2 tRNA genes and 3 rRNA genes are annotated in these 5718 nt (G+C 50.4%); all 5 read left to right on the top strand.

The window, feature by feature from the left end:
* The first annotated feature begins 625 nt into the window (after nt 1-625).
* The 5 genes from BWI97_RS27175 to rrf all read left to right on the top strand — a co-directional run bounded on the left by BWI97_RS27175 (nt 626) and on the right by rrf (nt 5712).
* A 16S ribosomal RNA gene (locus tag BWI97_RS27175) occupies nt 626-2131 on the top strand.
* Nucleotides 2132-2304: 173 nt separating this feature from the next.
* Nucleotides 2305-2378, top strand: a tRNA-Ile gene (locus BWI97_RS27170).
* A gap of 7 nt (nt 2379-2385) precedes the next feature.
* Nucleotides 2386-2462: transfer RNA gene (locus BWI97_RS27165), tRNA-Ala, on the top strand.
* Between the two features lie 223 nt (nt 2463-2685).
* A 23S ribosomal RNA gene (locus tag BWI97_RS27160) occupies nt 2686-5500 on the top strand.
* 100 nt (nt 5501-5600) lie between these two features.
* A 5S ribosomal RNA gene (rrf, locus tag BWI97_RS27155) occupies nt 5601-5712 on the top strand.
* Together the 16S, 23S and 5S rRNA genes with 2 tRNA genes alongside form the textbook arrangement of a ribosomal RNA operon.
* Nucleotides 5713-5718 lie beyond the last annotated feature (6 nt).

Below are 5718 nucleotides of genomic sequence, written 5' to 3'. Positions count from 1 at the left end.
CACTGGAAAGACGGTGTAAACACTTGAGGCAAAGGCAGTTAAGCGAGGGATGAGGCGGTGGAAAGAAGCGAAGAAGCTGAAAATAAATTTTCACTTTTTTCTTGACAAGCGGCTTAGAAATGACTTACCTTTGCAGTCCGGTTTTGAAAGTAGGGTCGGCAGTAAAAGCGAAGAGAGAAAGGAAGTGAGAAGTTGGATGAGGGGTTTGGTTTTCAACGGAAAGCTTGAAAAAATAAATTTCAACTTTTTCTTGACAATTGAAATTGAGTCTTGTATCTTTGCACTCCGGTTCTGAAGGAAAGAACGGCAAGTCATTGAAAGTGAGAAGTTTAGGTAGTTTTGAGTAACAAGTTAGTACTAGTTTTAAGTTAAGAATTAAGGCAAACGTGCTTTGATTCGTTTTAACACCGAAGTGATCGCCTGGTAGTATGAAGGGTAGATGACAGAAGTTCTTTGACGTGATGAAGAGACGGAGTTAATCGAAAGATTAGCTTTTAATAGTCAGCAAACAGCAACGACAACGGTAAGGTTGACAAGTGTCACGGTTTATCACTCTTTCTTAGAGCGATGAACTAACCACTAAGAAGTCATACTTTATAAACGAGTCACAAGACAAATGATCTTTACAATGGAGAGTTTGATCCTGGCTCAGGATGAACGCTAGCGGCAGGCCTAATACATGCAAGTCAAACGGGTAGCAATACCAGTGGCGTACGGGTGCGTAACGCGTATGCAACCTACCTTTAACTGGGGGACAACAGCGGGAAACTGCTGCTAATACCCCGTAACGCAGGGGCACGGCATCGTGATACTGCTAAAGAAGTGATTCGGTTAGAGATGGGCATGCGTTCGATTAGCTAGTTGGTGCAGGTAACGGCTCACCAAGGCGACGATCGATAGGGGCTCTGAGAGGAGAATCCCCCACACTGGCACTGAGATACGGGCCAGACTCCTACGGGAGGCAGCAGTAGGGAATATTGGGCAATGGAGGAAACTCTGACCCAGCCATGCCGCGTGCAGGAAGAAGGCCCTCTGGGTTGTAAACTGCTTTTGATAGGGAAGAAAGAGGTCATGCGTGACCAGTTGACGGTACCTATCGAATAAGCACCGGCTAACTACGTGCCAGCAGCCGCGGTAATACGTAGGGTGCAAGCGTTGTCCGGATTTATTGGGTTTAAAGGGTGCGTAGGCGGTTTATTAAGTCAGTGGTGAAAGACGATCGCTCAACGATTGCAGTGCCATTGATACTGGTAAACTTGAGTAGTGCAGAGGTAGCTGGAATTGATCGTGTAGCGGTGAAATGCATAGATATGATCAAGAACGCCAATTGCGAAGGCAGGTTACTGGACACTCACTGACGCTGAGGCACGAAAGTGTGGGGATCAAACAGGATTAGATACCCTGGTAGTCCACACTGTAAACGATGATAACTCGCTGTTGGCCCCTGGGGTCAGCGGCTTAGGGAAACCGTTAAGTTATCCACCTGGGGAGTACGCCGGCAACGGTGAAACTCAAAGGAATTGACGGGGGTCCGCACAAGCGGTGGAGCATGTGGTTTAATTCGATGATACGCGAGGAACCTTACCTGGGCTAGAATGTGAGTGAAGCTATCAGAAATGGTAGCGTCCGCAAGGACACGAAACAAGGTGCTGCATGGCTGTCGTCAGCTCGTGCCGTGAGGTGTTGGGTTAAGTCCCGCAACGAGCGCAACCCCTGCGAGTAGTTACCAGCGAGTCAAGTCGGGGACTCTACTCGGACTGCCTGTGCAAACAGAGAGGAAGGAGGGGACGACGTCAAGTCATCATGGCCCTTACGCCCAGGGCCACACACGTGCTACAATGGTCGGTACAAAGGGTCGCCACTTGGTAACAAGGAGCCAATCTCTAAAGCCGATCACAGTTCGGATTGAGGTCTGCAACTCGACCTCATGAAGCTGGAATCGCTAGTAATCGGGTATCAGCCATGATCCGGTGAATACGTTCCCGGACCTTGTACACACCGCCCGTCAAGCCATGGGAGTTTGGTGTACCTGAAGTCGGCCGGTTCAAGGTCGATTAGGGTAAAACAGGCGACTGGGGCTAAGTCGTAACAAGGTAGCCGTACCGGAAGGTGCGGCTGGAACACCTCCTTTCTGGAGTCTGCTATTAAAAACGGAGAACGCTTAAGCATGCTTAAGTTAGTACTCACTTCGCTCTTTATCCACGCCAGAGGTTTAGCCTAAACGAGGGCTTGACCTTTAAAAAGATTGACAGGATCGCACGATCAGTCGTCTAGGAATAGACGATGCGACTGATCACTAGAAAGGGGCTTGTAGCTCAGGTGGTTAGAGCGCTACACTGATAATGTAGAGGTCCGTGGTTCGAGTCCACGCAGGCCCACTCCCTTGGGGGTATAGCTCAGTTGGCTAGAGCACCTGCTTTGCAAGCAGGGGGTCAACGGTTCGAATCCGTTTATCTCCACCAAGATTGAAGTAGACTGGAGTAAACAGTAAAGTTAGTTAGTTAAGATAGGCCAAACGTGGTTTTATCTACACCGTCTGAAGTTAGGTACTACTGACCGCAAGGGAAGTAGGATGTAACCAAGATGCGAGGTTCTTTGACGTAATGTGGAAAAGAGAAGAGTCAGTTAGTGGCTGGGCGACTAGGCATTAACAAAACAAGAGCAAAGGTAAGAAGAGATTAATGATAAGAAGTTATCAAGGGCGTGCGGGGAATGCCTAGGCTCTCGGAGGCGAAGAAGGACGCGATAAGCTGCGAAAAGGTTCGGGGATCTGCACATAAGAGTTAATCCGAACGTATCCGAATGGGACAACCCACTTGGTTGAAGACCAAGTATCCTTAACAGGAGGCCAACCCGGTGAACTGAAACATCTAAGTAACCGGAGGAAAAGAAAACAACAGTGATTCCGCAAGTAGTGGCGAGCGAACGCGGATTAGCCCAAACCAGTTCCGTTACGGCGGGATTGGGGTTGTAGGACTGCTTTTTAGAAGTTGATTGAAGTTGAACGATCTGGGAAGGTCGGCCAGAGCAGGTGACAGCCCTGTAAGCGTAAAGGTCAACAACGTAGCAGTATCCTGAGTAGGTGGGGACCGGTGAAATCCCCTCTGAATCTGGCGGCACCATCCGCCAAGGCTAAATACTCCCGAGAGACCGATAGTGAACGAGTACCGTGAGGGAAAGGTGAAAAGTACCCCGAATAGGGGGGTGAAAAGACCCTGAAACCGCACGCTTACAAGCGGTCGGAGCCACGTAGTGTGGTGACGGCGTGCCTTTTGCATAATGACCCTACGAGTTACGGTTACTGGCTAGGTTAAGTATTGCAGATACGGAGCCGAAGCGAAAGCGAGTCTGAATAGGGCGAAGCAAGTCAGTGGCTGTAGACGCGAAACTTTGTGATCTACCCATGACCAGGTTGAAGTGTCGGTAACACGACATGGAGGACCGAACCAGTTGACGTTGAAAAGTCTTTGGATGAGTTGTGGGTAGGGGTGAAAGGCCAATCAAACTGAGAGATAGCTCGTACTCCCCGAAATGTTTTTAGGAACAGCCTTGGGATTGAGTTATACGGAGGTAAAGCTACCGATAGGACTAGGGGGAGTCAAATCCTACCAAATCCTGACGAACTCTGAATGCCGTATAATATGCCCAGGAGTGAGGGCTGGGGTGCTAAGGTCCCAGTCCGAGAGGGAAAGAACCCAGACCATCCGCTAAGGCCCCTAAATCAGGGCTAAGTTGAACAAAGGAGGTCCGACTGCAGAGACAGCCAGGATGTTAGCTTGGAAGCAGCTATTCATTTAAAGAGTGCGTAACAGCTCACTGGTCGAGCGGGGCGGGCATCGATAATAAACGGGCATCAAGTCTTGTGCCGAAGCGATGGAAGTAGTAATACTTGGTAGGGGAGCATTCTCAACGGCAGTGAAGGTGTGGCGGCAAGCCATGCTGGAGCGTTGAGAAAAGCAAATGTAGGGATAAGTAACGATAAGGAAGGTGAGAAACCTTCCCGCCGTAAGGATCAGGATTCCTCAGCTATGCTAATCAACTGAGGGTTAGTCGGGAGCTAAGGAGTTAGCGAAAGCGAAGCTTCGATGCCCAGCAGGTTAATAGTCCTGCACTTACACCAGTGCGATGTAATGACGGAGCAAATGGGTTTCTACGTACGGACGGAAGTGTGCGTTGAGCCGAGCCCGCAAGGGCAAGGCGAAGAGATGAGTTTGCTTCCAAGAAAAGTTACTAAGCTTCAGCTGGCTGTAACCCGTACCGCAAACCGACACAGGTATCCGGGTAGAACATACCAAGGCGCTCGAGTGAATCACGGCTAAGGAACTCGGCAAATTAACCCTGTAACTTCGGGATAAGGGGAACCTACAGCAATGTAGGTCGCAGAGAAATGGCCCAGGCGACTGTTTAACAAAAACACAGGGCTTTGCTAAAACGAAAGTTGACGTATAAGGCCTGACACCTGCCCGGTGCTGGAAGGTTAAGAGGGGATGTTAGTCGCAAGGCGAAGCATTGAATCGAAGCCCCAGTAAACGGCGGCCGTAACTATAACGGTCCTAAGGTAGCGAAATTCCTTGTCGGGTAAGTTCCGACCTGCACGAATGGTGTAACGATCTGGGCACTGTCTCAGCCGTGAGCTCGGTGAAATTGTAGTAGCGGTGAAGATGCCGCTTACCCGCCACGGGACGGAAAGACCCCGTGAACCTTCACTACAGTTTTGCACTGACTTTTGGTAACTGGTGTGTAGGATAGGTGGGAGGCTGTGAAGCGGTGTCGCTAGGCATCGCAGAGCCAACGTTGAAATACCACCCTCCGGTTGCTGGGAGTCTAACATTAGCTTGGACAATGCATGATGGGTAGTTTGACTGGGGTGGTCGCCTCCAAAAAAGTATCGGAGGCTTTCAAAGGTACCCTCAGCACGCTTGGTAACCGTGCGTAGAGTGCAATCGCAAAAGGGTGCTTGACTGTGAGGCAAACAGGCCGAGCAGGCACGAAAGTGGGAGATAGTGATCCGGCGGTTCCGTATGGAAGGGCCGTCGCTCAAAGGATAAAAGGTACTCCGGGGATAACAGGCTGATCTCCCCCAAGAGCTCACATCGACGGGGAGGTTTGGCACCTCGATGTCGGCTCGTCACATCCTGGGGCTGGAGAAGGTCCCAAGGGTTCGGCTGTTCGCCGATTAAAGTGGCACGCGAGCTGGGTTCAGAACGTCGTGAGACAGTTCGGTCCCTATCTGTGGTGGGCGTTGGAATTTTGAGAGGGCTTGACCTTAGTACGAGAGGACCGGGTTGAACCGACCGCTGGTAGACCAGTTGTTCCGCCAGGAGCACCGCTGGGTAGCCACGTCGGGTGAAGATAAGCGCTGAAAGCATCTAAGTGCGAAACTTGCCTCAAGATGAGAATTCCTATGAGAGCCGTCAGAGACGATGACGTTGATAGGCTACCGGTCTAAAGCGAGTGATCGCAAAGCCAAGTAGTACTAATGCCTCCAAGACTTCTTATTTACTTTTATTATCGCTTGAATACGACTATTGTCTTTTCCACATCACATCAAAAACCTTGAAGGTATTGATTGTTGCGTTCGGGCGACAATCTGAAAGACCAAGGGCGATCATAGGGCGGGTGTTCACCCCTTCCCATCCCGAACAGGGCCGTTAAGCCCCGCTCCGCCGATGATACTGGGTTCACCCCCGGGAAAGTAGGTAATCGCCTCCCCTTTAC

The organism is Siphonobacter sp. BAB-5405, assembly GCF_002872335.1.
Classification (GTDB): Bacteria; Bacteroidota; Bacteroidia; order Cytophagales; family Spirosomataceae; genus Siphonobacter.
This window is presented reverse-complemented; position numbering and strand designations above follow the sequence as displayed.